Below are 24,116 nucleotides of genomic sequence, written 5' to 3' on the forward strand. Positions count from 1 at the left end.
CGTGGCCAACCTTCAAAAAAGCGCGGGAGTCTCCCTACGCATCAACAAAACAATCGTCTATGTCGTCTGCATCATCCTGTCGCTGCTGAGCATCCTGCCCTTCTGGATCATGTTCGTCAACGCCACCCGCTCCACGGCGGAAATCCAGAGCGGCCTATCCCTGCTGCCTTCGGTCCACATGAAGACAAATCTGGACGTGCTGCTCAGCAAGAGCTTCGATCCGCTCAAAGGCTTCTTCAACTCGCTGATCATCTCGGGCTTCTCCACCATCTGCGCGGTCTACTTCTCGTCCCTGACCGCTTACGCGCTGGTCGCCTACAACTGGAGGATGCGCCAGGCGTTCTTCACCTTCATCATGCTCGTCATGATGATTCCGGCCCAGGCGAGCGCGATCGGCTTCTACAAGATGATGTACCAGCTGCACTGGACGAACAACTTCCTGCCGCTCATCCTGCCGTCCATCGCAGCGCCGGCGATCGTGTTCTTCATGCGGCAGTATCTGCTTGCGACGCTGTCCATCGAGATGGTGGAGGCATCGCGGATCGACGGCGCGGGCGAGTTCTACACCTTCAACCGCATCGTCCTGCCGATCATGGTCCCGGCGATCGCGACTCAGGCGATCTTCGCTTTCGTGGCGAGCTGGAACAACCTGTTCATGCCGCTCATCCTCCTTACGGACAAGAGCAAGTACACCTTGCCGATCATGGTCAGCCTGCTCAAGGGGGATATATACAAGACGGAGTTCGGCTCGATCTACATGGGACTGTCTCTGACCGTGCTGCCGCTGTTTGTGATATACTTCCTGCTGTCAAGATATATTATCGCAGGCGTAGCGCTTGGCGGAGTGAAGGAGTAAGGCGCTCATTCCGTCCGGAGCTCATCCTGCGGGCGGGTTGGTGGAGGCGATGAACGTGGGCAAAAAAATCCGGGCGGTCGCGGTTGTCGCTGCCGCCCTGGCTCTCATGATGTCCGGATGCGTAAAAAGCTCGGGGGGCGATCCCGCCGTGACGGGCGGGGAAGCCGGCGAGCAGGTGACGATCAATATGATGCATCTGTGGCCGGAGGCGGGCGCATCGGGCCAGCACCAGATCGTGAACAAGATCATCGCCGAGTATCAGGCGGAGAATCCCGGCGTCACGATCAAGCAGGAAGTGCTGGACAATGAGCGGTACAAGGCCAAGATCAGAGTGCTTTCCGCCGTCAACGAGCTGCCGGATGTCGGCCTCACCTGGGCGGCCGGCTATCTGCAGGATTTCGTCCGGGGCGAGCTGTTCACGCCGCTCGACGACCTGCTGCACGGCGAGCTCCAGGACTCGTTCATTCCGGGCACGACGGAAGCCTATATGGTAGGCGGCAAAACCTACGCGCTGCCGCTGGAGTTCAATATCGCTCCCGTTTATTACAACAAGCGCATCTTTGAGAAATACGGCCTGCAGCCTCCCGCCACCTACGACGAGTTCCTGGGCATCGTGAAGACGCTCGCGGACCATGGCGTCGTGCCGATCGCGCTGGGCAACAAGGACCGCTGGACGGGCTCTCTCTGGTACATGTACCTGGCGGACCGCATCGCCGGTACGGAGAAGCTGGCGAGCGCGATCAAGGGCGCCGCCTCCTTCACCGAGCCCGGCCTCGTCGAGGCGGCCAGGCGCGTGCAGGATCTGGTGGCCATGAACGCCTTCAACAAAGGCTTCAACGGCCTGTCGAACGACGAAGTGAAAGCGGAATATATGAACAGCGAGGCGGCCATGTACTTGATGGGCACCTGGGAGCTCCCGAACTACACGACGAGCGCCAATATTCCGCAGGACTTCCGCGACAGCATGGGCTTTTTCAAATTCCCGGCGATAGCGGGCGGCAAAGGCAATATCGACGGCTGGGTAGGCGGTCCGGGCGTCGGCCTGTTCGTCGCCGAGAACTCTCCGGTCCGGGAAGAAGCGAAGAAATTCGTGAAGTATTTCGTGAAGCGGTGGGGCGAGGAGTCGGTCAACGGCGCCGGCGTCATCCCGGCCACCAAGGTGGACACGTCCAAGATCGAGCTGCCGCAGCTCTACGTCGACCTGCTCAAGGAAGTGAACAAGGCGACGAGCATTACGCTGTTCGCCGACGTGCAGATGGCGGGCGCCGCCGCCGAGGTTCACCTGAACCAGATCCAGGCGTTGTTCGGAGACGAGATCACCCCGGACGACTTCGCCAAGGCGCATGATGCGGCCTTCAAGACGGGGAAATGAAGCTCGGTTTAAAAGAATCTTCCCGAGGGGAAGGGTGCTGAAAAGGTATCGCTGCGCGTACGGATCAATCATCATTATGTTCTTTTTTCAAAAAATACAGGAGGAAACTGAGCGTGGGCTCGGTTTGCTCCTGTTTTCGTTTGCCTTGTCATATCAGCAAGAAATACTGGACTTATCGTTCCGGAAATAGATACCTACGGAAACGGAGGGAGAACCATGGGACGCAACAAAGAGTTTGATAAAGAAGCGGTGCTTCATAAAGCGATGCTCGTTTTTGGAAAAAGGGCTACGAAGCGGCAAGCATTCCCGATTTGCTGGAAGCCATGGATCTTAGCAGATCAAGTCTGTACGAAACGTTCGGGGACAAACAAACGCTTTATATCGAGGCGATCAACTGGTACAAGAAGTGGAAGCAAGCCAAACGGGACATCCTCGCCAATGCGACATCCGCAAAATCGGGAATTCGGGATTACTTCGAGATACACATCGATTCCGCCTTGAACAGCGAGTCGCCAAAGGGCTGTCTCATTACGAATGCGGCAGTCGGCATGGATTCGTCAGATGAATAACTGAATGCGTTGATCAGGGAGCGGCTTGACGAGTTGGAGAAATCCTTCTACGAGCTGCTGCGCAAATTTGATTACAAAGGAATATAAAATAAATAAAAAAAGAACTGGACAAATTATACAAAACCGGGCATCCCAGACTGTACCTGAGGCTTGAACAAACAAGCCTAGATTCGGTGTCATGGCAGCAAAAAAACAGGAGGAAACTGAGCGTGGCTCGGTTTCCTCCTGTTTTTTGCTTCAAACTTGTGCTGTCATTCTAAATTACTTCTGCTCGCTCAGCATCTGGCGCAGAACGGTCTGCAGGATGCCGCCGTTGCGGTAGTAGTCGACCTCGACCAGGGAGTCCAGACGGACGGTGACCTGGAATTGGAAGGTGCTGCCGTCTTCGCGCGTAGCGACGACGGTCACTTTGTCGCCAGGCTTCACATCGTTGCTCAGGCCCTCGATGTCGAAGGTCTCGCGTCCCGTGATGCCGAGCGTTTTCCAGCCTTGGCCGTCCTGGAAGCAGAGCGGCAGAACGCCCATGCCGACCAGGTTCGCCCGGTGGATCCGCTCGAAGCTCTCGGTGATGACGGCTTTGACGCCGAGCAGGAACGTGCCTTTGGCTGCCCAGTCGCGGGAGCTGCCGGTGCCGTACTCTTTGCCGCCGATGACGATGAGGTTCGTCTTGTCGGCTTGATATTTCATCGAGCCTTCGTAGACGGACGTCACTTCATCCGTAGGCAGGTAAGTGGTGTAGCTTCCCTCGGTGCCTGGAGCGACCTGGTTGCGGATACGGATGTTGGCGAACGTACCGCGAACCATGACCTCGTGATGGCCGCGGCGGGAGCCGTAGGAGTTGAAGTCCTTCTTCTCGACGCCGTGCTCGATGAGGTACTTGCCGCCCGGGTAGTCGGCGCGGATGCTGCCTGCAGGGGAGATATGGTCCGTCGTGACGGAATCGCCCAGCAGCAGGAGCGTCTTGGCGTGCTTGATGTCCTCGACATCGCGGATGCCGTCCGCCAGACTGTCGAAGAACGGCGGGTTGGCGATGTACGTGGAGTTCTCATCCCACTCGTACAGCTCGCCCTGCGGTACCGGAATCTGGTTCCAGCGCTCGTTGTGCGTGTAGACATTGTCGTACTTGTCGCGGAACATCTGTGGCGTGATCGCGGAGCTTGCCGCGTTCGCGATCTCCTCGGAGGAAGGCCAGATGTCGCGCAGGTAGACCGGCTCGCCCTGCTGGTCGTGGCCGATCGGATCGTTCGCGAAGTCGATGTCGACCGTGCCGGCCAGAGCGTAAGCGACTACGAGCGGCGGAGACGCCAGGTAGTTGGCTTTGATCTGGGCATGGATGCGGCCTTCGAAGTTCCGGTTGCCGGACAGGACGGCAGCGACCGTCATGTCGTTGTCGGCGATCGCTTGGCTGATCTCGTCCGGCAGCGGGCCGGAGTTGCCGATGCATGTCGCGCAGCCGTAGCCAGCCACGTAGAAGCCGAGCTTCTCGAGGTAAGGAAGCAGGCCGGACTTGGTGAGGTAGTCGGTTACGACAAGGGATCCCGGAGTGAGGGAGCTCTTCACGTATTCCGGCTTCACGAGGCCTTTTTCAACGGCTTTTTTGGCTACGAGGCCGGCGCCAAGCATGACGCTCGGGTTGGACGTGTTCGTGCAGCTCGTGATGGCGGCCAGAACGACGGCGCCTGTGCCCATTCGGCTCACTTTGCCGTTGTTGTGCTTCACTTCGACGATTTCTTCGATCTTGGCGTCGGACAGGCCGTAGCCGCCTTTGTCGACCGGCGTGCGGACCGTGTTGCTCCAGGCTTCCTTCATGGCGGTCAGCTCGATGCGGTCCTGAGGACGCTTCGGACCGGCCAGGGAAGGAACGATCGTGGACAGGTCGAGCTCGATGACGTCGGTGAACGTCGGATCCGGCGTGTCGTCCGTGCGGAACATGCCTTGAGCCTTGTAGTAAGCCTCGACCAGCTCGATCTGCTCCTCCGTGCGGCCAGTCTGGCGCAGGAAGTTCAGCGTGATGGCATCGACCGGGAAGAAGCCGACCGTGGCGCCGTATTCCGGAGCCATGTTGGCCACCGTCGCGCGGTCAGGCAGGCTGATGTTGGAGAGGCCGTCGCCGAAGAACTCGACGAACTTGCCGACAACGCCGCGCTTGCGGAGGATCTCGGTAACCGTCAGGGCAAGGTCGGTCGCCGTAGCGCCCTCTGCCAGCATGCCGGTCAGCTTGAAGCCGATGACCTCAGGAGCGACGAAGTAGAGCGGCTGGCCGAGCATGCCGGCTTCCGCCTCGATGCCGCCGACGCCCCAGCCCACGATGCCGAGGCCGTTGATCATCGTCGTATGGGAGTCTGTACCGACGAGGGAGTCCGGGAAGACGACCGTTTCGCCGTCAATCACCTTCGTAGTGGCTACGGATGCAAGGTACTCCAGGTTGACCTGGTGGACGATGCCCGTATCCGGCGGTACCGCGCGGAAGTTGTCGAACGCGGTTTGGGCCCAGCGGAAGAACTTGTAGCGCTCGGCGTTGCGCTCGAACTCGATTTTCTGGTTGATTTCCAGAGCGTCAGGCGAGCCGAAGGCGTCAACCATGACGGAGTGGTCGATGACGAGGTCGACCGGCACGAGCGGGTTGATCTTCTTCGGATCTCCGCCGGCTTTCTTGACCGTCTCGCGCATAGCCGCAAGATCGACGACAACCGGCACGCCGGTGAGATCCTGCAGGACGATTCGGGACGGAATGAACGGAATTTCCTTGTCTTCGCGCTTCTCAGCCCAGCTCATGAGCTGTTTCACGTGGTCGGCAGTAATGCCGCGTCCGTCGAACTGGCGCACGGCGCCTTCGAGCAGGACCTTAATGGAGACCGGAAGCTTGGAGATGGCTCCGTGTCCTTTCTCTTCCAGACCTTGAAGGCTGTAGTAAGTGTAGGACTTACCGCCGACTTCAAGCGTAGAACGGACCGAGTATTGATTTTGCAATGGCATCTAGCTTTGCTCCCCTCAGGCAATTTGCAATTAGGAAACGAAAAGTACGGCTGCGGGAACAGAATGTGCCGCAGCTGGGTTCCCGGAATGAGACGCGGCAAAAAACGGCGCTTGATCGCGACGCAGTTAGGGTTTCATTCCTTGAAACTTCATTTCAAAACCGCTATATCCTCATTATAGACTGAAAAGAAAAGAACGTAAAGGGAAGAAAGCGGAATCCAAACGGCTCTTGCTGCGTATGAACGTTGGTGGGGCCGCCTTAGTATTTGCAGTTGGAGGCGGGGAAGATTATCATTTGGAGGAAGGCAATAATTGGCTGACTCTCGGGAGGGACTTTAAGTGGACCTGACGCAGGAAGACCGCCAGTCGGAAGCCAGACTGGACCGGTTCAAGAAGTTCTTCATCAACAACAAATTCGTGCTGTTCCTGCTGGTCCTGCTGCTTGTCGGGATCAACATTCTTGTGTTCGCGCATATTACGTTCATCTTTGTTCCGCTGCTCGTGCTGGCAAAGACGGTGCTGCTGCCGATGCTGCTGGCGGGCGTCGCTTATTACCTCCTCAATCCGCTCGTGGATTGGATGGAGAAGCAGGGCATGAAGCGCGGCTGGGTCATCGCGGCGCTGTACGTCATCATCATCGGCCTGCTGGCGCTGCTCATCACGATCGTCGTTCCGATCATCCGGGAGCAATTGACGAGTCTCGTGGACAATATCCCCATCTATACGAAGTATGTCCAAGACAAGACGACTTATTATCTCGGCAGCGACCTCGTGACCCAGCTCCAGACGAACCTCAATTACGATCCGCAAAAGATCGCACAGGAGCTGTCGAGCAGAGCCGGCAAAATCCTCCAGAGCACGCTGAACAACATCGGCGGCTTCCTCGGCACGGTGACGGAATTCGTCCTGGCGCTCGTCACGCTGCCGTTCATCCTGTTCTACATGCTCAAGGACGGCAAGAAGCTGCCGATCTTCTTCACGGCCATGCTGCCGACGACGATGCGGGGAGAGACACGCCGCGTCCTGACGGAGTCCAACCATCAGATCAGCTCCTACATCCGCGGCCAGATCATCGTGAGCCTATGCATCGGAGCGCTGCTGTTCATCGGGTATTTGATCATCGGACTGGATTACGCGCTTGTGCTCGCCATCGTAGCGGCTTGCACGGCCGTCGTTCCCTATATCGGTCCTGCCATCGCCATCACGCCGGCGCTCGTCGTAGCCGCGTTCACCTCTCCGATCATGCTGCTGAAGATGGTCGTCGTATGGACCTGCGTGCAGCTGATCGAAGGCAAGTTCATCTCGCCGCAGGTCATGGGCAAGACGCTGAGCATCCACCCGATTACGATCATCTTCGTCATCCTCACCTCCGGCAAGCTGTTCGGCTTCCTAGGGATCATTCTCGCCGTGCCGGGCTATGCGGTGCTCAAGGTATTCGTCACTCATCTGTTCCAGTGGTTCATGGTCCGATCCAAGCTGTATGGCCCCGAGCCGGAATACAAGATTCTCGGCGTGAAGCGCGACGAGGACTAGCTGGCGGTTCCATGAAAAAAAGCCTCTGCGGAAGCAGAGGCTTTTTCCTTGGCCGGCCGGCCAAGGCAGCGGCCGATTACTGGGCAGGGTTGCTGCGCGCCTGCGACAGATGGCTGCGCAGCTGGTAGGCCTTCCAGCGGGAGAGGGACACGCGCTTCGCTTCGGGGCCGGTGCTGCCGAAGTAGACGGCGCCCTCTTCGATTCCGCTGATCTTGGCTGTATTCACGTAACATCCCGAAGCGACCGGATAGAACAATCCGTTCCGGCACAACCGGTTGATCTGGTCGGCAGACATTTTCTTTTTTATGTTGTAGTTGCTGCCGTGGAAGCTTACAAGTCCGAAGGAGCCGAGCCTGTAATACAGAATGTCCGTCTCTACATCAAAGTCCTCGTACACGTTGCGGTCGTTTGATGGCACGTTAATCATTCCGTTATCCCCCTTGCTTGGTAAGAAAGTGGCGTTTGATAACGCTTTCATATCATAGCATAGGGCGAAGGTTTTGGGAAGGATGGGATTCGAAACGCAGTCGGGCAAGGAACGGACATTGTTTCGGCTTCATTAAATGGCGAACGCCTGTTCAGCGCTCGAGCCTTCCTGTAGAATAGAGATGCAAGCTAAACAGAAATCGGGTGAACCATGACCATTCCCCAGAAATTCTTTGCCAATATAGAAGAAGCGTCGGCTTATATCATCGATGTGCTCAGCCGGCTTCTCATGCTGGATTCCATTTTCATCGCCACCAACGACGGCAAGGTCAACGAAATCATCAAGGCGTTCAACCGCGGCGAGGTGCTCGTCAGCGAAGGAACGAGGCTGCCGTTCGAGGAAAGCTACTGCAGCCTTGTCGTGAAGAACAACGCCGTGCCTCTGTATATTCCCCATACGATGAACGATGGCCTCGCCAGACATATGGAGGTTACGGCCGTTATGGGCAACCGCTCCTTCATCGGCGTCCCGATCGTGCTGGCGAGCGGCCGGTCCTACGGAACCGTCTGCGGCCTGCACAAGCCGGGGCATGTTTTCAGCGAGGCGGATATCAAGGCTATCAGCGCCATGGCTGTATTCTTGTCCTACATCGTGGAAATGGAAAGCAAGGTCCGGGATCAGAGCAAGCTCCAGGAGTCGCTGCTCCGCGAGAAGCAGTACGCCGAATCGTTGTCCAGATGGCTGAAGCAGGAGAACGATCTGACGCGCGGCAAGCTGAGCTGGAGCTCGGACCTGCTGGCCATGCTGAGCCATGAGATCCGCAACTCCGTGAGCGGGATCGCCGGCATGACGGAGCTGATCCAGAACACGGCCTTGTCGGAGGAGCAGGCCGGCTATCTCAAGCTGATCGAAGCCGGCAACCGCACGCTGACGACGCTGCTGGACAACATTCTGGATTACAGCAAGCTGGAGGCAGGCAAGATGAGCCTGGAGGAGCAGCCGTTCGATCTCGTCTCGCTCATCGAGGAAACCGTTTATATGTACGCATCCAAAGCCTCCTCCAGAGGGCTGGAGCTGATCATCGACCTGCCTCCGGATCTGCCGGTATTTTACGGCGATTCAGGCAAGATCAAGCAGATGCTGGCGAATCTGCTCAGCAACTCGATCAAGTTCACGGACAGGGGCGAGATTGCCGTGTCGGTGCGGACGGCTCCGGGAACAACCGGGGACAGCCTGTCCGTGGCCATCTCGGTGAAGGACAGCGGTATCGGCATCGAAGAGTCCCGGATCAAGGAGATGTTCGGCAAATATGCCCAGGTCCATGAATCCCGCCCGAATCGGGATTACAAGGGCACGGGGCTTGGGCTGGCCATCAGCAAGAACCTGGTGGAGCTGCTCGGAGGCAGCCTTGAGGCGCGCAGCGTGCCGGGCCAAGGCACCGAGGTCGGATTCACGCTCGACCTGACCAAGCAGTCCATGCCTTCGAGCTCTTACGGCAGCGGAATGCTGCGGGGCAAGTCCCTGCTCATCGTCGACGACCATGCAGGAGCGCTGGAGTCGCTGTCGAGATTGGCCGGGCGCTGGGACATGTCGGTCAAGGCCGTTCGGACGGCCGAAGAAGCGCTGGACTGCCTTCATGCAGGGCAGAGGTTCGACCTGGCTCTGATCGACGATATGCCGGGATCGATGGCGGCAGCGGAGCTCGCGGGAAGGCTGCGCGCTCATCAGCCTGAGCTGCCTCTCGTGCTGCTGGCTCCGCTCGGGAAGCCGTTGCCCGATGAGGTACGGCAGCTGTTCAGCTCGGCCGTCGCCAAGCCGGTGCGGCAGCTTCATCTGCTCAATGCGATCGCCTCTCTCCAAGCCGCGCGTTCATGAGACGAGAAAAGCCGGATGTGACGCTGTGCGGCGACAGTCCGCTGCGATGACGAAAAAGCGCCCTGAAAAGGGCGCTTTTCTTGTTGCCTCAGCTTAGGCTGTTGCTTCTGCAGATGCTCAGGCTTCTTCCCACAGGCGGCGCAGGTTGGCGAGCCCGGCTCTGGCGCCGAGGCGGCAATCCTCGAGGCCCTCGAACTCGACGGATACGTACCCGTCGTAACCGGACGACTTGACGATGCGGACGACCTCCGGCATGTCGATATCGCCGTTGCCGATTACCGCGCCGCGCAGGTGGCTGCCGCCGGCCGTGCGGAACCAGCCCTCGCCTGGATTGCGGTAGGAGGGACGCAGGTAGAAGTCCTTGAAGTGGACGACGGAGGCGATAGGAAGATTGGCCTTCACGGCCGCGACGGAGTTCTCGTCGGCGCACATGAAGTTGCCCACATCGAGCGTCGTGCGGAAGTTGGGACGGTCCACCGCTGTGACGAGCGCCTGGACGCGGTCGCTGTGCTGGATGAAGTAGCCATGGTTCTCCACGCTTGTCGTGATGCCGAAGCCTGCGGCGTAATCGGCGATTTCGCGGCAGGCCGCAGCGAGCTTATCCAAGGAACGGTTGAAGTTGGCGATCGACAGATCGGTGTCGCTGGCCACGTCATGCCGCATGAAGCGCGCGCCGAGCGCGGCGGCGATGTCGACCTGCTCCTTGACCCGCTGGATCTCGGCACGGTAGTTCTCCTCCGACAGGCCCTGGAAGTTAGCTCCGATGGCATAGTTGGAGACAGCGATTCCGCGCTGAGCTGCCCGCTCCACGATCTGGCCGACGAGCTCGGGGTTGCCCGTAAGCTCATAGCCGAGAGGAACGATCTCCACATGCTCGCCGCCATGCTCCGCAGTGAAGTCGATGACGTCGAGGACGGTCATCTCTCCCGCTCTGAGCGCCTGGTATAGGCTGTAGGTGCTGAGTCCGAGCTTCATGGGAACGTCACCTCGCGTCCTTGGGCGGCCGACTCATAGATCGCGCTCAGTATTTTCATGATCTCGACGCCGTCCTCGACCGGGCTGATCGGCTCCTTGCCGCTCGCCGCGCAGTCGACGAAATGGTCGATCTCGCTCTGGAAGGCGCGGCCTATCTGCATGCCCTTGCTGTCCGTCTGCGGGTAGGTATTGAGGATGATGTCGTTCTTCTCCGTGACCATGACGACCTCGGGATCGATCTCGAAGCCGCCCTTCGTGCCGAACAGCTTGACGATGCCCTCATCCTTGACCGTATGCAGGGAGAAGCTGACGTCGACGAGCAGGGAGGCGCCGTTCTCGAATCGGATGAGCGCGTTGGCCATATCCTCGACATCGTTGAGCTCGGCGTTGTAGTCCGCGGCCTGATAACGGGACAGATGCTTGATGTTGGCGCGGTTGCCCAGATGCTTGTATTCGTTGGCGCTGACCGACTTGACCTTGGGACGGCCCATCAGATACCAGCACAGGTCGATGACATGCACGCCGATATCGATGACAGGTCCGCCGCCGGAGCGGGACTTGTCGGAGAACCAGCCGCCGGGATTGCCCATGCGGCGGATATACGAAGCTTTGGCGAAGTACAGGTCGCCGAACTCGCCGTTCTCCACGAACGAATGGAGCATCAGGGCGTTGGGATCGTAGCGGCGGACGAAGCCGACCATCAGCTGCTTGCCGGAGCGCTTCACCGCATCCTGAATCTGATGAGCCTCTTCGACGGTGCGGCACAGAGGCTTCTCCACGAGGACATGCTTGCCGGCGTCCAGCGCGGCGATGCTGATCTCCGCGTGGGTATTGTTCCACGTGCAGATGCTGACCGCGTCCACGTCCGGATCCGCGAGCAGCTCGCGGTAATCCGCATATACCTTGGAGGCGCCGTATTTGTCCGCGACGGATTGGGCTCTTTCCCGATTCATGTCGCAGATGGCGTAGACCTCGCTGTTTTTGTTGGCCGCATAAGACTGCAGGTGGAACTCGGAGATGGATCCGGTTCCGATGACGCCGATTCGGATACTCATGCTTGCTTCACTCCCCATTGGCTTGGTAACCTTATATAGTGAAAGTATAGCGGCGCCGTCCCCATTCGGCATGGGTGATCATGCGCTCTATTAGTACAATTGTGCGGTTCGCGGCTGCCCCGGCGGCCGGCGGGAACCAGCCTTAGAAGGAGGACCGGCCGATGGAACGCCCACTGTCGCTACTGGAGGAAATGAGCATGCCCGACCCGAACTTCCCGGTCAAGCTGTGCACCTCGCGCTTCGCGGGACGCGGCCGGATTCTGTTCGAGGCTCATTGGCACAATCATATGGAGCTTCTCTACATCCGTGAGGGGCATGCGGTCGTGGAATGCAACTACGCTTCCTACGAAGCCGGACCCGGCGACCTGATCGCGGTGAACAGCAACGATATCCATATGGGCATCCTGCTGTCGGACGAGATCGAATACGACTGCCTCATCGCCGATCTGGGCTTGCTGCAGAGCCTGTCTCCGGACGCGGCCGAAACCAAATACATCACGCCGATCGTTCAGAACCGAATCCTGTTCCGCAACGTCATCCGCGGAGACGGGCAGCTGAACGACTGCATGGAGCAGCTGCAGGGCGAGTTCGCCTGGCGCCAGCCCGGCTTCGAGCTGTCGGTGAAATCGCTGCTGTACCGGCTCCTGACGCTGCTGCTGCGGGGTTATGTCGAGGTCAGGCTGACCGAGCCGGAGTCGCGCGCGCGGCTGCGCAACCTGGAGCGGTTCCGGCCGATCTTCCATCATATCGAGACGCATTATACGGAGGAGCTGACGGTGGATTCGCTGGCGGGGCTCGCTTCGCTCAGCCGCTTCCACTTCAGCCGGCTGTTCCGCCAGCTGACGGGGCGCACGGTGACCGACTACGTCAACCGGATCCGGATCAACAAGTCCGAGGATCTGCTCCGCAATACGGAGAAGACGATCGCCGAGATCGCGATGGCGGCGGGCTACAACGACCTCAGCTATTTCAGCCGCACATTCCGCCGCTATCGGGGGCTGGCGCCGTCCGAGGTCCGGGTGCAGCGGTAGCGCGTCCGGAGAGATCGGGAACGTATCCAGAATGCGAATAAGACCGGAACCATCCTGCCCATGGGCGGATGGTTCCGGTCTTATTTGATGTAGACGCCTCCGAACGGCAGCAGCTCCCGCAGCGTCCTCCGCAGGAAGCCGTCCCGCTGCAGAGGCTCGATAAGCCCCGGATCCAGCGATCCGGTCTGCACCAGCACGGAGCCGCGGCCCCGCAGCTCCCACTGCACGTTCATATGCTGGGTAGCCAGCGGATTGCCGTAGACGGCGAGCTTGACCCGCGCCGACTCCGGGAAAGCGACGAGCGAGGCGGTATCGACGTAGAGCGGCTGCTCCTCGGACAGCTTCATGGAGGCAAGGCCGCCCGCGGTAAGGATGCCGAGCGTGCCGGGGCCGGTGAAGCGCATCCGGGTCAGCTCCCGCGTGATCCAAGCGGTCTTGAGCTTGTGGATGCGCGTCTTCATCGCCATGCCGTCGCTGTAGAAGACGATATGGCGGAAGTCGAACAGCAGGTCGCTGTCCTCGGGCAGCGCCACCGCTTCCAGGCCGCAGCCGGGCGGCAGGCCGAGCAGGAACTCGCTCGGTCCCTGGATCCGGGAGCGGATCCATTTGCGCTTGCGGTAGACGCCGGCGACATCCATGAATCGGTCCTCGCGCGCACCGGCCGGGCCGCGGAACGCGATGATGGCCTTCGGGTGCAGCACCTGCAGCTTGTCGGCTTCTTCAAGCTCGATCCGCACATGCCCGTGTGGCGGCGGGGCGGTCACGATCATAAGCCCGCTGCCTTCCCTTGGTCGCGCCGCTGGGCGCGGTAGACGCGGTAGCGCCATACCCGTACGGCCGCGATATAGGCCAGCAGGGCGGAAGCTCCCACAAGCACGGCGACCGCGATGCCGTGCTTCAGCGAAGCCTGCTTCTGCCTTGCGGCCGCCATGCTCTCCTCCAGCTGCCGGTTCTGCTCCGCCAGGACTTCGTTCTGCTTGCGGAAGTCCTCGTTCTGCCGCTGCAGCTCCTGCTGTCTCGCTTCGAACTCCGCCTGCTTCAGCTCGTAGTCCTGCTTCAGCCGGTCCTGCTGCTGCTCCAGACGGGCAATCGACTCCGTATATTGCTTCTGCAGCTCGTCCACCTTGGCCGGCGTGTCATAGATGTCCTTGAGATTGTCCCAGATGCCGGCATGCGCCTGCCCGGGCCAGCCGGCTCCGGCCAAGGCGACGATGAGTATTGCGGCAGCCAGGCTTGTCCGCTTGATCCGTTTCGACCTCATATGGACCCATCCCCTCTTCCGGCGCTCTTCACGATCTATTACCCAGTATAGCAAGAGTCGGATGCTGCTGTAAGAGACTGGGGACAGTTGTCGGAATATCATGGACCTTGCAGAGCGCTTATCCGTATCCTGCTGCTGCGAGATGTCGTTCTAGAGCTCGAAAAGACAACGAATCGAATGGTTTGGCGCCGCTTACGACTGCTGGGCGGCATTGTCTGAACGGAGGAAATGAGGTATATTCACTGACAAAAAGGCCCAGGCCGGAAAAGAGGAGAGAAAATGGCAGAAGCATCCACCACTTATACGCTGTACATAGGCTCTTACGGTGAAGCCCAGGATCCGACCGTCCATGCATGCCGGCTCGACGGCGTCACGGGAGAGCTGTCGGTATTCCAGAAGCTCGCCGGAATCGAGCAGGCTTCGTTCCTGGCCGTCCATCCCGCAGGCAACATGCTATACGCCGCCAGCGAAACCGGCGAGACGAGAGGGCAGCCCGGCGGCTCCGTCCATGCGCTGGCCATCGATCCGCAGAGCGGGGAGCTCGAGGTGCTCGGCGACCAGCTGACCCACGGTGAGCATCCCTGCCATGTCAGCCTGTCCCTTGACCGTCAAAGCCTGTACGTCTCCAATTACAGCGGAGGCAATGCGGCCGTCTTTCCGCTTGAAGCGGACGGGCAGCTGTCGGAGCCGGCTTCGGCGCTGATATCCGGGGAAGGCGAGCTCGGACCGGCAGCCGACCGGCAGGAGAAGCCTCATATCCACAGCGCCGGACCGGTTCCGGGCACTCCCTTTGTATACATATGCGATCTGGGCACCGACTCGGTCTATATGTACCGGCAGTCCGCCGACGGGCGCTCCCTGCTCAAGACCGGGACCGCCAGACTGGAGCCGGGAACCGGCCCCCGCCATGCGGCGATTCCAGCCGGCCTTCCCTATGTCTATGTAGCCGGAGAGCTGGATTCGTACGTGAACGTGCTTCGGATGGACAAGGAAACGGGCGCGCTGGAAATCGTGCAGCGGATTTCCGGCCTCCCGGAGGAATTCGACGGCACCAGCTGGGCGGCGGATATCCATCTCTCTCCCGACGGCAGGTTCCTGTACCTGTCCAACCGGGGCCATGACAGCATCGCCGTGTTCGCGGTCAACGCCGGCGACGGGACGCTGACGGCGGCGGGACACTGCCCGACCGGAGGCCGCACGCCGCGCAACTTCGCCATCTCTCCGGACGGCAGCTGGCTGCTCGCCGCCAACCAGGAGAGCGGCACGATCCATTCCTTCCGGAGGGATGCGGACAGCGGCAAGCTGGCTCCCGCGCCTGCTTCCTTGCGGATTCCGGCCCCGGTATGCGTCTGCTTCGCCTGAGGGACTGACCTCTCTCTGGGCGCCGGCGGCGCGCCGACCTTGCCCAGACGGCGCTGCATGCCCACGTTCCCCTCATAGGGCTGCCGAATGTTCCATTCTTGCCTCCATCTAAGCGACGAAAGGAAGTCCTGTCCATGTCCGCTTCGCAATCGGCCCGGATCGGCGCAGCCCGCACCGGGACCATCTATGCGATTCTGATCGCCATCAGCGCCGTCCACATGCTCAATGATTCCATGCAATCCGTCATTCCCGCCCTCTATCCGATCTTCCAGGATACGCTGAACATCAGCTACACCCAGATCGGGTGGCTGACGTTCACGCTGCAGATGACCTCATCGGTGATGCAGCCGGTCGTCGGACTCGTCTCCGACCGCAAGCCTTCTCCCTGGATGCTGCCGGTCGGCATGCTCATGAGCATGATCGGCATGGCCGGCATGGCGTTCGCCCCGAGCTTCGGCATGCTTATCTTCTTCATCGTATTCGTCGGGCTCGGCTCGGCGGTCTTCCATCCGGAAGGCTCGCGCGTCGTTTATTTCGCCGCCGGGGGCAGGCGCGGCTTCGCCCAGTCGATCTACCAGGTCGGGGGCAACTTCGGCCAGTCTCTGGCGCCGCTCATGACGATCTTCATCTTCATCCCGCTCGGCCAGCGCGGCGCCGTCTGGGGCACGCTGCTGGCAGTCGCGGCGATCATCATCCTGCTGAAGGTGGTGCCGTGGTACCGCAAGCAGCTGGAGCAGCATGGCAAGCCGGTGAAGAAAGCGGCTGTGCCCAGAGGCGAGCTGTCCTTCGATGCGCGGAAGCGCAAAAATGTCGTCGCCTTCGCGCTGTCCGTGCTCATCTTTCTCGTGTTCGCCCGTTCCTGGTACGGCGCGGCGATCGGCACGTTCTACCAGTTCTACCTGATCCACGACTACGGCCTCAGCAAGCAGGCCGCTCAGGTGCCGCTGCTGCTGTTCATGATCGCGGGAGTCGTCGGAACCTTCTTCGGCGGGATGGTCTCGGACCGGATCGGGGCGAAGCGCACGATGCTGCTGTCCATCCTGGGAGCGGCGCCGTTCACGCTGCTGCTGCCGCATCTGCCGCTCGTGTGGATGTATCCCGTCGCCGCGCTGATCGGCCTGATCATCCAGGCCAGCTTCTCGGTCAGCGTCGTCTACGCGCAGGAGCTGATGCCGGGCCGGGTCGGCATGGCATCCGGACTCATCACGGGCTTCGCCTTCGGGATGGGCGCGCTCGGCGCCGTCGTTCTGGGCAAGCTTGGAGACATCTACGGCCTGCAGAGCGTCATGTACTGGACCAGCGTGCTGCCGGTCGCAGGCGCGCTTGCGTTCCTGCTCCCCCGCGACCGGAAGGAAGCGGCGGCGTAAAGCCTCCTGCTTGCGGAGGACGCCGGGAACCGCTTCTCTGAAGGACGCCGAGCGAGGCTTCCTTCAGACTTGTATGGAATTGCTGTAAACGTTTTTCCGATCCCACTTATTCCAATCGCGTCAGCGGCATGCGGCCAGCATGCCGTTTTTTTGTCGAGAAAATAGCGATGGACGAAACTTTTTCCCATATGGAAATGCCTAGGAGTAACCGGAAGGCGGAAGCAGGAAAAGCATTGCGATGCCGGATGCGACGGATTTGAGCCATCAGGTCGACAGGCGGGAAGAAGCTCTCCAGGCGGATACGCCGGAGGAAGCGGTCCGGACTTGGATACGGGGCGTGCAGAAGCGCAGCGGAGCGATGCAGTACGCAATCATGTCGCCGTCTCCGCGACAAGCTGCCTTGCAGGAGTTCAAGGATCATTACGAGGTGACGGGGGGCTCCAGTCCCCATATGGGAGAGGCCGGCAAGCTCGAGTTCAAGGTCTTGGGAGAGGATAAGACGCAAATCAGCTTTGAGTATCCGCTCATCGTCATGAATGAATCCATCGACACGGGCAAGGCTGTCCTGACGGCGGAGCGGTTCGAGAAGGACGGATGCTGGACCATCTCGAAAATCGCTCTTAAGGATGCCGGAGATACCGGAACGATGATCGGGGCCGATCAGCTGAGATGGCAAAAAAAAAGGACTGCTCCCGTACCGTTGCTGCAACGGCGGGAGCAGTCCTTTCAGGTTCAGCGGGCGGCGGCGCTCCGTCGGTCCCATGCCGCCAGGCAGAGCGCGAGCAGCAGGGCGATCACGGAGAATGCCGACGCCGTCCACGGCAGCACGCCGTAGTCGTAAGCTCCGGGAGCTGTCTCGAAGAACAGCACGATCCAGCCGCCGAAAAAGGCGCCGAAGGCGTTGCCGAAGTTCAGGACGGCGTGATTGGATGTCGAAGCCAGGGCGGGCGCGTCCTTGGCCAGGTTCATGATGCGGACCTGCAGCCCCGGCATGGCGGAGAAGCTCGCCGCTCCCCACAGGAAGATGAGGGCGAGCGTAGCGGGCAAGGAAACGTCGGCGAAGCCGAGCAGCGCCAGAATGACCGCTTGGGCCAGGAAGGAGACGATGACCGTCGGCATCAGCTTGAGGTCGGCCAGCTTGCCTCCCAGGATGTTGCCGATCGTGACGCCGCAGCCGAACAGGACGAGGATCCAGGGCACGATGCCCTCGGCGACGCCGGTTACGCCGGTGAGCAGCGGCTTGATGTAGCTGAACAGGCTGAACAGGCTGCAGCAGCCGAAGGCGCCCGTGATCAGCACGAGGAACAGCTTGGGCTGAAGGAGAGCCTTGATCTGCCTGGCCGCGTTGGTGTCGTCCGTCTGCTTGATCGAAGGAATCATGGTCATCAGGCCGACCAGCGTGACGGCGCCCATCGCCGCGACGACGAAGAACGACATCCGCCATCCAAGCTCCTGTCCGATGAAGGTTCCGAACGGCACGCCGAGAATGTTGGCGATCGTCAGGCCGGCCATCATGACCGACACGGCTCCGGCTCGGCGTCTGGGCGAGACGAGGCTCGCCGCGAGCACGGCGCCGATGCCGAAGAAGGTGCCGTGGGCAAGCGAGGTGAAGATGCGGGCCGCCAGCAGGAGGCCGTAGTTGGGAGCCAGCGCGGCGCCCAGGTTGCCGATGATGAACAGCACCATCAGCAGGGATAGAAGCAGCTTCTTGGGGAAGCGTGCCGTTGCGAGCGCAAGCACGGGGGCGCCGATGCCGACTCCGAGCGCGTAGCCGGTAATGAGGTTGCCCGCCTTCGGCACGCTTACGCCGAGGTCCGCGGCCACTTCGGGAAGCAGGCCCATGATGACGAATTCCGTCAAGCCGATCGCGAAGGCTCCGACCGTGAGGGAGTAGAGAGAGAGCGGGTATCGTTCCTTGTCGGTTTGCGAGGCCGCGATCGACGGTTGATCCTGGTGCATGAATGTATGACCTTCTTTCTGAAAGCGCTGACTGTAAATAGCAGGAAATGACTTACCTTTGGAAATCAACTTCCGCCAGTATAGCAGATTTTGCGCTTCGCGAAAGAGGAATTTCACTCCTTAATCGTAATAGACCGGCATGTCCGGCTTCCGACCGTACTGGAACATCATGCGCAGCTGGCTTTCCGTGTTGCGGCTGAGCGACAGGGGAGGCAGCTCGTCCTCGCCGAAGAACTCGACCTCGCTCGTCTCCACGCCGCCGGAAGCATGCCCGCCCGTGATCTCGCAGTGGAAAAAAAGCTTGTAGATATGTTGCGCATCGGGAGGATGCCCGTGCCGGATCTTGTCCATGACGGCAAGCAGCCGGACCGTCCGGGCTTCGAAGCCCGTCTCTTCCCTGATCTCCTTGATCACGCATTGACTCGGGGTCAGGCCGATATCCGCCCAGCCGCCGGGAAGGCACCAGGCGCCGTCCGATCTTTCCCGGACGAGCAGAATGCGGCCTTCCCGGAAAATGGCTCCCCGCACGTCCACCTTTGGCGTGGCGTAACCGGAGCCGCTGGCGAAAGCGAGCCGGATCTCTTCCTTGCCCGCGGAGGTATGCGACTCCATAATCTCCACGCTCAGCTCCCGCAAGGCTTCAAAACGCTCGATGTCATAGACGTCGCGCCCGTAGGCAAGACCAGTCTGGGCGATGGCTTGGATTTGCTTTGCCCATTCGAGCCACTTCGGTTCCATTTCTATTCCTCCTCGCAGATATGGCAAGTATGCATGAACACGGCATTTGTAGCCGGCCGCAGGGACCACTTCTCGCTCGTCGCTCCGGAATCCTGTTTCGCCTTGCGCCCAAGCGGGTAAAAAGCCGTATTGTTGTTCGAGCTTCCGGCGTTCCTGCCGGATTCCGGCAGCGCCGCAGGGCATGTCTGCTTTGCGGCCGGCTGCCGGTTTGTCGTCCCTATGGACCGGCTTCAAGATGTTGGCGGGGCAGGAAGGGATTTGCTTCAAAAAGTGGAATAGATTAGATAAAAGATCCGTTAAACGCTTATCGCTTTATTTCATCCAATCGACCTGAAGGGAGAGACAGGGCATGGTTGTCGAAGTCGGAAGGGGAGGCACAGTCTATGTGCCGGATACAGGGATGGCGGGGGACGGTAGCCCACGCATGGGCATCTCGATGGGGAGGCAGCTGGCCGCCGGGCGCGTCAAGCCCCGGCCTGCAAGAGGCGCCGTGCTGCTGGGAGACGGCGCCGGCGCCTCTTATCATCCCTTGCAGGCTGTGCAGGAAATGATTCTCGGCGCCTTGAAGGATGATTTCGATGCGGAAGCGACGGAGGATTACAGCGTTCTCGAAGCACCTCCTTCCGGAACGGGATTGATAGCGGCGTATACCGACCGCTGGAAAGATCCCGTCACGCCGGAGCAGGCCAAGGGCATCATCGATTTTGTCGGCGAAGGAGGGGGACTCGTCCTTATCCATTCCGGGATCTCTCTCGCAGCCGATCCCCTGCTCGAGCAAATGATCGGAGCGCGGTTCCTCGGGCATCCCCCTTATCAGACCTTGTCCTTCGAGCCGGTCGTAGGCAAGGGCGGCGCGCATCCGATCGTACAGAATATCGAGCCCTTCGATTCCCCCGACGAGCCCTACCGCTATTCCTTCAGCAGGTCGAAGGACCGCGAGGTCATCCTGGAGTACTGGCTGGAAGGCTGCTGCTACCCCGCAGCCTGGGTGCAGCGGTACGGCGAAGGCCGGATCGCCGTCCTCATGCCGGGCCATGACCGGGCTTCCTTCGAGAGCGGCCAGGTGCAGCGGCTGATCCGCTCGGCGAGTCTGTGGGCCGCAGGCAGAATTTAAGCTCTGCGAGAAACAAGCGGGTCTGCGGGCCCGTTTTTTTTATGCGATTTTTAGACATGCGCCCTAATCGTCTCTCTCTAAAATGTCGATGTGTACTGTACGGCAAGTAGTGATTATCGATATTGAAGACGGGGGCAATCAGATGGCATTCAGACAGCCGGAAACAAATCAAGCGAAAGAACAGGGCATGCGGTCTCAGGACGGCAAAGGCAAGGAGGAGGCTGGCAGGAGGGCTTCCGGAAAGGCTTCCGGAAAGGCGGCCGAGACAGGTTCAGCCGAGCAGAGCCGCTTCGCCTACAAGGACAGAAGAAAGCGCAATGCCATCGTATTGACCACCTTGACCGTCTATTTCGCCCTGATCGCAGGCTTGATGGCTTCATACGGGCTGGGATCCTCGTATACGCGGACGATGCTGATTCCTTCCGGCACCATCCTCGTCCTGTTATGGGCGGGGCATGTGCTGCGCAAGCTGGAAGGGGTCGTCTCCTACCTGAGCATCGCCCTGATCGGCTACATGACGATTACGAACTTCCAATACGACAGCGTCAGCGTCCTGTCGGCTCTGCCCGCGTTCTTTCTGCTTGCGCTCGGCGTCATGTACAACAGCAGGCCCGCGCTGCTGTACGGCAGCCTTAGCGGAGCCGCAATGATCGTCATCAAATTCACGGCTTACCCAAGCGGCACGGGAACCGATGCCAACGATCTCGTCTATTACCTGTTCTACTACATCATCGTGGCCGGGCTGATGGTCAGCCAGTCCGAGGTCGGCCGCTCCATCCTGAAGCGGGTAAGCCAGTTCCAGCTGGAGGCGGAGCGCACTCTGGAGCGCGAGCGGCAGCGGGACAAGGTCATGCGGGTGTCCGTGCGGACCCTCTCCGAGGGCATGGAGGGGATACGGATGAACGGCCACGACAATGCGGCCTCCTTCCAGGAAATGAATACCGCCTTCCAGGAAATGTCCTCAGGCGTGAACAGCCAGGCCGAATCCATTTCCGACATCGCAGCCAAAGTATCGGATTCCACCAGCCAGCTCGGGAGCATGATGGGCACGCTCGGAGAGATGATCGGCAACATCGAGCGGACAAGAGAGGCATCCGTGAGCGGCACCGGAGTCATGGAACAGCTGACGGATACGATTCAGCGCTTCCAGGACAGCTTGAAGGAGTCGAAGAGCGACTTCGAGAAGCTGAGCGGGACGATACGGGATGTCCTGCCTATGACCGCCTCCATCCAGGAGGTCGCGAGGCAGACGAACCTGCTTTCCCTCAACGCCAGCATCGAGGCGGCCCGGGCGGGAGAGCACGGAGCCGGCTTCGGCGTCGTCGCCTCCGAGATCCGCAAGCTTGCCGTAACGGCAGGCGAAGCCGCGGAGCGCATAACGGCCAGCCTCGACCTGGCGGCCGCGCGCACGGAAAGCTCGGCCTCGTCCATGGATGCCAATGTGCAGAAGATGGAGGAGAGCTTCGCGCTCGTCGACCTTACGCGCAGCGCGTTCGCCGGCATCGGGGAATCCGTCCAGCGGCTGCACGAGGACGCGAGGACGGTCGGCGGAGAGATGGACAATGTCGGCGCCTCCAGCAAGGAAGTGGAGGAGCAGGTGGAGAATTTCGCCGCTGTCATGCAGCAATCGTCGGCTACTCTGGAGGAGCTGCTGGCTACGGTCGAGACGCTGACGAGGCAGAATGCGCAGCTGCAGGAGCGCATCGAGCAATCGGAGGAAGCCTTGCGCGAGCTGGCGGCTGAGAAAGAGTCCGCTTAGCCCTCAAGGTCCGATTCCAGCCATGATGCCGGCAGGCATGGCGCCGATTGCGGCCGCATGCAAGCAGATGCCGGTTGCAGCCATATCCCGGTCAGCCGAAAGAAAAAGCGGCGGTCCGTCCGGCATTCCATGCCGGGCTGACCGCCGCTTTGCTCTGTTTCAGTATCCGTCTGTCTTGTGTCCGGAGCGCTCCGCCTTCTCGGCTCCCTCGCGCATGCCGGACGATCCGACATGCTCCATGTCGGCCTTCGCCTTGGCGAGCCCTTCCGCTACGCGGCGGCCGTAGTCGGCATCCGCCTCGGTGAAGTGGGCGATCATGTTCTGCTGAATAACGGGCGCGCTGATCTTGAGCGCATCGACGAGATTGGAGATGAGCTCCTCGCGCTCCCACTCCTCGAACTTCCGGTACGTCTCTCCGGCTTGCTGGAAGTCGTTCGGCCGGGATATCTTCTCCCGCACCAGAGCGGCATTGTACATCGGCTCATGCTCCTTGCCCGCAGGGGCCGCTTCCTTCAGTCCGCCAAGCGAGGAGGGCTCATAGTTGACATGGGGATTCTGATGCTGTCCCTTGTCGACATTGAAGGCCATCTGGCCGTCCCGCTGATTCGTCGCCACCGTCGTTTTCGGCGCGTTGATCGGCAGCTGCAAGTAGTTCGTGCCGACCCGGTAGCGCTGCGTGTCGGAATACGAGAATGTCCGGCCCTGCAGCAGCTTGTCGTCGGAGAAGTCGAGGCCGTCGACGAGCACGCCGGTTCCGAAGGCCGCCTGCTCCACCTCGGCGAAGTAGTTGTCCGGGTTGCGGTTCAGCACCATTTTGCCGACCGGAAGGAAGGGGAACTTGTCCTGGTCCCATAGCTTGGTCGGGTCGAGCGGATCGAAGTCGAGCTCGGGATGCTCGTCGTCGCTCAGAATCTGCACGTTCAGCTCCCATTCCGGATAGTCGCCGCGCTGTATCGCCTCGTACAGATCCTGGGTCGCATGGCTCGTATTTTTGGCTTGGATTTCGTCGGCTTCCTTCTGGGTAAGGTTTTTGATGCCGACCTTCAGAGGCTCCCAGTGGTACTTGACGAGATAACCCGTCCCTTCCTTGTTGACCCATTTGTAGGTATTGACGCCGGAGCCTTGCATTTGCCTGTAATTGGCCGGAATACCCCACGGAGAGAAGAGAAAGGTAATCATATGCGTCGCTTCCGGGGAATTGGAGACGAAGTCGAACATTCGCTCCGGGTTGCCCAGGCTCGTGACCGGATCGGGCTTGAACGCATGCACCATGTCCGGGAATTTGAGCGGATCGCGGATGAAGAAGATTTTCAGGTTGTTGCCGACGAGATCCCAGTTGCCGTCCTCGGTATAGAATTTGACGGCGAAGCCGCGAGGGTCGCGGAACGTCTCCGGGGAATGGCCGCCGTGCACGACAGTCGAGAAGCGGACGAATACGGGCGTCTGCTTGCCCGCCTCCTGGAACAGCTTGGCGCGGGTATACTTGGATACGGCTTCGCTGCCCGCCTTGCCATACGCTTCGAAATACCCGTGGGCACCGGCGCCTCGGGCATGCACGATCCGTTCCGGTATCTTTTCCCGGTCGAAGTGGGAAATCTTTTCAATGAAATGATAATTCTCCAGCGTGGACGGTCCGCGGTTTCCGACGGTGCGGATGTTTTGGTTGTCCGTGACGGGATGGCCTTGCCTGTTGGTCAAGATATCCTTCGGATCGTTGTTTTCGGTAGGGGAACTCATTATGTAGAACTTCCTTCCTGTGTTCATCTATTCGTTCCCGCTTACCTTTTCCATCTGACCTCTTTCTATACCAGATAAGGGAAACGTTGATCCGCCTAAAAAAAGATGAGACCAATTGCTTCTGGACATTAAAGCGTTTTTTCGATAAAT

At 60.2% G+C, this 24,116-nt stretch carries 19 protein-coding genes and 1 pseudogene; 11 read left to right on the plus strand and 9 right to left on the minus strand.

Features of this window, described 5'->3' with window-relative positions; genetic code table 11:
- The first annotated feature begins 1 nt into the window (after position 1).
- The 3 genes from CIC07_RS05450 to CIC07_RS25320 all read left to right on the plus strand — a co-directional run bounded on the left by CIC07_RS05450 (position 2) and on the right by CIC07_RS25320 (position 2,797).
- Entirely contained in the window at positions 2-856 is an 855-nt protein-coding gene (locus CIC07_RS05450; RefSeq protein WP_076359759.1) for a carbohydrate ABC transporter permease, read from the plus strand.
- Positions 857-911: 55 nt separating this feature from the next.
- Positions 912-2,228: an extracellular solute-binding protein gene (locus tag CIC07_RS05455; protein WP_442953370.1), complete on the plus strand. Its 1,317-nt coding sequence runs from the start codon at positions 912-914 to the stop codon at positions 2,226-2,228.
- Between the two features lie 323 nt (positions 2,229-2,551).
- The gene (locus tag CIC07_RS25320; RefSeq protein WP_234993115.1) at positions 2,552-2,797 is read left to right on the plus strand and encodes a hypothetical protein; all 246 of its coding nucleotides are present in this window, start codon (positions 2,552-2,554) and stop codon (positions 2,795-2,797) included.
- Positions 2,798-3,058: 261 nt separating this feature from the next.
- Here the strand turns inward: CIC07_RS25320 and acnA are convergent, their stop codons facing one another.
- The gene (acnA, locus tag CIC07_RS05465) at positions 3,059-5,773 is read right to left on the minus strand and encodes an aconitate hydratase AcnA (RefSeq protein ID WP_076359765.1); all 2,715 of its coding nucleotides are present in this window, start codon (positions 5,771-5,773) and stop codon (positions 3,059-3,061) included.
- A 339-nt stretch (positions 5,774-6,112) separates the two neighbouring features.
- Here acnA and CIC07_RS05470 point away from each other — a divergent pair, with 339 nt between their 5' ends.
- Complete coding sequence (locus tag CIC07_RS05470) at positions 6,113-7,306, plus strand: AI-2E family transporter (protein WP_234993116.1); 1,194 nt, start codon at positions 6,113-6,115, stop codon at positions 7,304-7,306.
- A gap of 76 nt (positions 7,307-7,382) precedes the next feature.
- On the opposite strand, the gene CIC07_RS05475 is transcribed toward CIC07_RS05470, so the two are convergent.
- Positions 7,383-7,733 (minus strand): hypothetical protein, encoded by a 351-nt coding sequence (locus tag CIC07_RS05475; RefSeq protein ID WP_049869121.1) that lies wholly within the window; start codon positions 7,731-7,733, stop codon positions 7,383-7,385.
- A gap of 210 nt (positions 7,734-7,943) precedes the next feature.
- Between CIC07_RS05475 and CIC07_RS05480 the strand changes: the two genes are divergently transcribed.
- A complete protein-coding gene (locus CIC07_RS05480) occupies positions 7,944-9,608 on the plus strand; it encodes a hybrid sensor histidine kinase/response regulator (protein WP_076359767.1) in 1,665 nt (554 codons plus the stop codon).
- A 117-nt stretch (positions 9,609-9,725) separates the two neighbouring features.
- Here CIC07_RS05480 and CIC07_RS05485 read toward each other — a convergent pair whose 3' ends face one another.
- Both CIC07_RS05485 and CIC07_RS05490 read right to left on the minus strand, forming a co-directional pair.
- Entirely contained in the window at positions 9,726-10,583 is an 858-nt protein-coding gene (locus CIC07_RS05485) for a sugar phosphate isomerase/epimerase family protein (protein WP_076359769.1), read from the minus strand.
- Positions 10,580-11,638, minus strand: a complete 1,059-nt coding sequence (locus CIC07_RS05490) for a Gfo/Idh/MocA family protein (RefSeq protein ID WP_076359772.1) — start codon at positions 11,636-11,638, stop codon at positions 10,580-10,582. The genes CIC07_RS05485 and CIC07_RS05490 overlap by 4 nt, the downstream gene beginning before the upstream one ends.
- Positions 11,639-11,799: 161 nt before the next feature.
- On the opposite strand from CIC07_RS05490, the gene CIC07_RS05495 reads away from it, so the two are divergent.
- Positions 11,800-12,669 carry an AraC family transcriptional regulator gene (locus tag CIC07_RS05495; protein WP_076359774.1) on the plus strand — a complete coding sequence of 290 codons (870 nt, stop codon included), beginning with the start codon at positions 11,800-11,802 and terminating at the stop codon, positions 12,667-12,669.
- An 80-nt stretch (positions 12,670-12,749) separates the two neighbouring features.
- Here the strand turns inward: CIC07_RS05495 and CIC07_RS05500 are convergent, their stop codons facing one another.
- Complete coding sequence (locus CIC07_RS05500; protein ID WP_076359776.1) at positions 12,750-13,439, minus strand: AIM24 family protein; 690 nt, start codon at positions 13,437-13,439, stop codon at positions 12,750-12,752.
- The gene (locus CIC07_RS05505) at positions 13,436-13,930 is read right to left on the minus strand and encodes a hypothetical protein (RefSeq protein ID WP_076359778.1); all 495 of its coding nucleotides are present in this window, start codon (positions 13,928-13,930) and stop codon (positions 13,436-13,438) included. The genes CIC07_RS05500 and CIC07_RS05505 overlap by 4 nt, the downstream gene beginning before the upstream one ends.
- Before the next feature lie 279 nt (positions 13,931-14,209).
- Between CIC07_RS05505 and CIC07_RS05510 the strand changes: the two genes are divergently transcribed.
- The 3 genes from CIC07_RS05510 to CIC07_RS05520 all read left to right on the plus strand — a co-directional run bounded on the left by CIC07_RS05510 (position 14,210) and on the right by CIC07_RS05520 (position 17,494).
- On the plus strand, positions 14,210-15,292 hold the full coding sequence (locus CIC07_RS05510; RefSeq protein WP_076359780.1) for a lactonase family protein: 1,083 nt from the start codon (positions 14,210-14,212) through the stop codon (positions 15,290-15,292).
- A 134-nt stretch (positions 15,293-15,426) separates the two neighbouring features.
- Positions 15,427-16,659: an MFS transporter gene (locus CIC07_RS05515; RefSeq protein ID WP_076359782.1), complete on the plus strand. Its 1,233-nt coding sequence runs from the start codon at positions 15,427-15,429 to the stop codon at positions 16,657-16,659.
- A 238-nt stretch (positions 16,660-16,897) separates the two neighbouring features.
- Positions 16,898-17,494, plus strand: a complete 597-nt coding sequence (locus CIC07_RS05520) for a hypothetical protein (RefSeq protein ID WP_076359784.1) — start codon at positions 16,898-16,900, stop codon at positions 17,492-17,494.
- Here the strand turns inward: CIC07_RS05520 and CIC07_RS05525 are convergent.
- Entirely contained in the window at positions 17,392-18,618 is a 1,227-nt protein-coding gene (locus CIC07_RS05525) for an MFS transporter (protein ID WP_076359786.1), read from the minus strand. The two genes, CIC07_RS05520 and CIC07_RS05525, sit on opposite strands and share 103 nt — an antisense overlap.
- Before the next feature lie 120 nt (positions 18,619-18,738).
- Positions 18,739-19,356: an NUDIX hydrolase gene (locus CIC07_RS05530; RefSeq protein WP_076359788.1), complete on the minus strand. Its 618-nt coding sequence runs from the start codon at positions 19,354-19,356 to the stop codon at positions 18,739-18,741.
- A 349-nt stretch (positions 19,357-19,705) separates the two neighbouring features.
- On the opposite strand from CIC07_RS05530, the gene CIC07_RS05535 reads away from it, so the two are divergent.
- Together CIC07_RS05535 and CIC07_RS05540 are read left to right on the plus strand one after the other, a co-directional pair.
- Positions 19,706-20,470, plus strand: a complete 765-nt coding sequence (locus CIC07_RS05535; RefSeq protein ID WP_083688716.1) for a ThuA domain-containing protein — start codon at positions 19,706-19,708, stop codon at positions 20,468-20,470.
- 142 nt (positions 20,471-20,612) lie between these two features.
- Positions 20,613-22,229: a methyl-accepting chemotaxis protein gene (locus CIC07_RS05540; protein WP_076359790.1), complete on the plus strand. Its 1,617-nt coding sequence runs from the start codon at positions 20,613-20,615 to the stop codon at positions 22,227-22,229.
- Between the two features lie 159 nt (positions 22,230-22,388).
- Here the strand turns inward: CIC07_RS05540 and CIC07_RS05545 are convergent.
- Positions 22,389-23,945: pseudogene (locus tag CIC07_RS05545) on the minus strand (catalase); the annotation flags it as partial.
- Between the last annotated feature and the right edge of the window lie 171 nt (positions 23,946-24,116).

The organism is Paenibacillus sp. RUD330, from assembly GCF_002243345.2.
Classification (GTDB): Bacteria; Bacillota; Bacilli; order Paenibacillales; family Paenibacillaceae; genus Paenibacillus_O.

Excerpts from the sequence above, each read along its gene's own strand:
- CIC07_RS25320 (WP_234993115.1), top strand. The coding sequence starts at position 2,552 with ATGGATCTTAGCAGATCAAGTCTGTACGAAACGTTCGGGGACAAACAA.
- acnA (WP_076359765.1), bottom strand. The coding sequence starts at position 5,773 with ATGCCATTGCAAAATCAATACTCGGTCCGTTCTACGCTTGAAGTCGGC.
- CIC07_RS05475 (WP_049869121.1), bottom strand. The coding sequence starts at position 7,733 with ATGATTAACGTGCCATCAAACGACCGCAACGTGTACGAGGACTTTGAT.
- CIC07_RS05480 (WP_076359767.1), top strand. The coding sequence starts at position 7,944 with ATGACCATTCCCCAGAAATTCTTTGCCAATATAGAAGAAGCGTCGGCT.
- CIC07_RS05485 (WP_076359769.1), bottom strand. The coding sequence starts at position 10,583 with ATGAAGCTCGGACTCAGCACCTACAGCCTATACCAGGCGCTCAGAGCG.
- CIC07_RS05490 (WP_076359772.1), bottom strand. The coding sequence starts at position 11,638 with ATGAGTATCCGAATCGGCGTCATCGGAACCGGATCCATCTCCGAGTTC.
- CIC07_RS05495 (WP_076359774.1), top strand. The coding sequence starts at position 11,800 with ATGGAACGCCCACTGTCGCTACTGGAGGAAATGAGCATGCCCGACCCG.
- CIC07_RS05500 (WP_076359776.1), bottom strand. The coding sequence starts at position 13,439 with ATGATCGTGACCGCCCCGCCGCCACACGGGCATGTGCGGATCGAGCTT.
- CIC07_RS05505 (WP_076359778.1), bottom strand. The coding sequence starts at position 13,930 with ATGAGGTCGAAACGGATCAAGCGGACAAGCCTGGCTGCCGCAATACTC.
- CIC07_RS05510 (WP_076359780.1), top strand. The coding sequence starts at position 14,210 with ATGGCAGAAGCATCCACCACTTATACGCTGTACATAGGCTCTTACGGT.
- CIC07_RS05515 (WP_076359782.1), top strand. The coding sequence starts at position 15,427 with ATGTCCGCTTCGCAATCGGCCCGGATCGGCGCAGCCCGCACCGGGACC.
- CIC07_RS05520 (WP_076359784.1), top strand. The coding sequence starts at position 16,898 with ATGCCGGATGCGACGGATTTGAGCCATCAGGTCGACAGGCGGGAAGAA.
- CIC07_RS05525 (WP_076359786.1), bottom strand. The coding sequence starts at position 18,618 with ATGCACCAGGATCAACCGTCGATCGCGGCCTCGCAAACCGACAAGGAA.
- CIC07_RS05530 (WP_076359788.1), bottom strand. The coding sequence starts at position 19,356 with ATGGAACCGAAGTGGCTCGAATGGGCAAAGCAAATCCAAGCCATCGCC.
- CIC07_RS05535 (WP_083688716.1), top strand. The coding sequence starts at position 19,706 with ATGGTTGTCGAAGTCGGAAGGGGAGGCACAGTCTATGTGCCGGATACA.
- CIC07_RS05540 (WP_076359790.1), top strand. The coding sequence starts at position 20,613 with ATGGCATTCAGACAGCCGGAAACAAATCAAGCGAAAGAACAGGGCATG.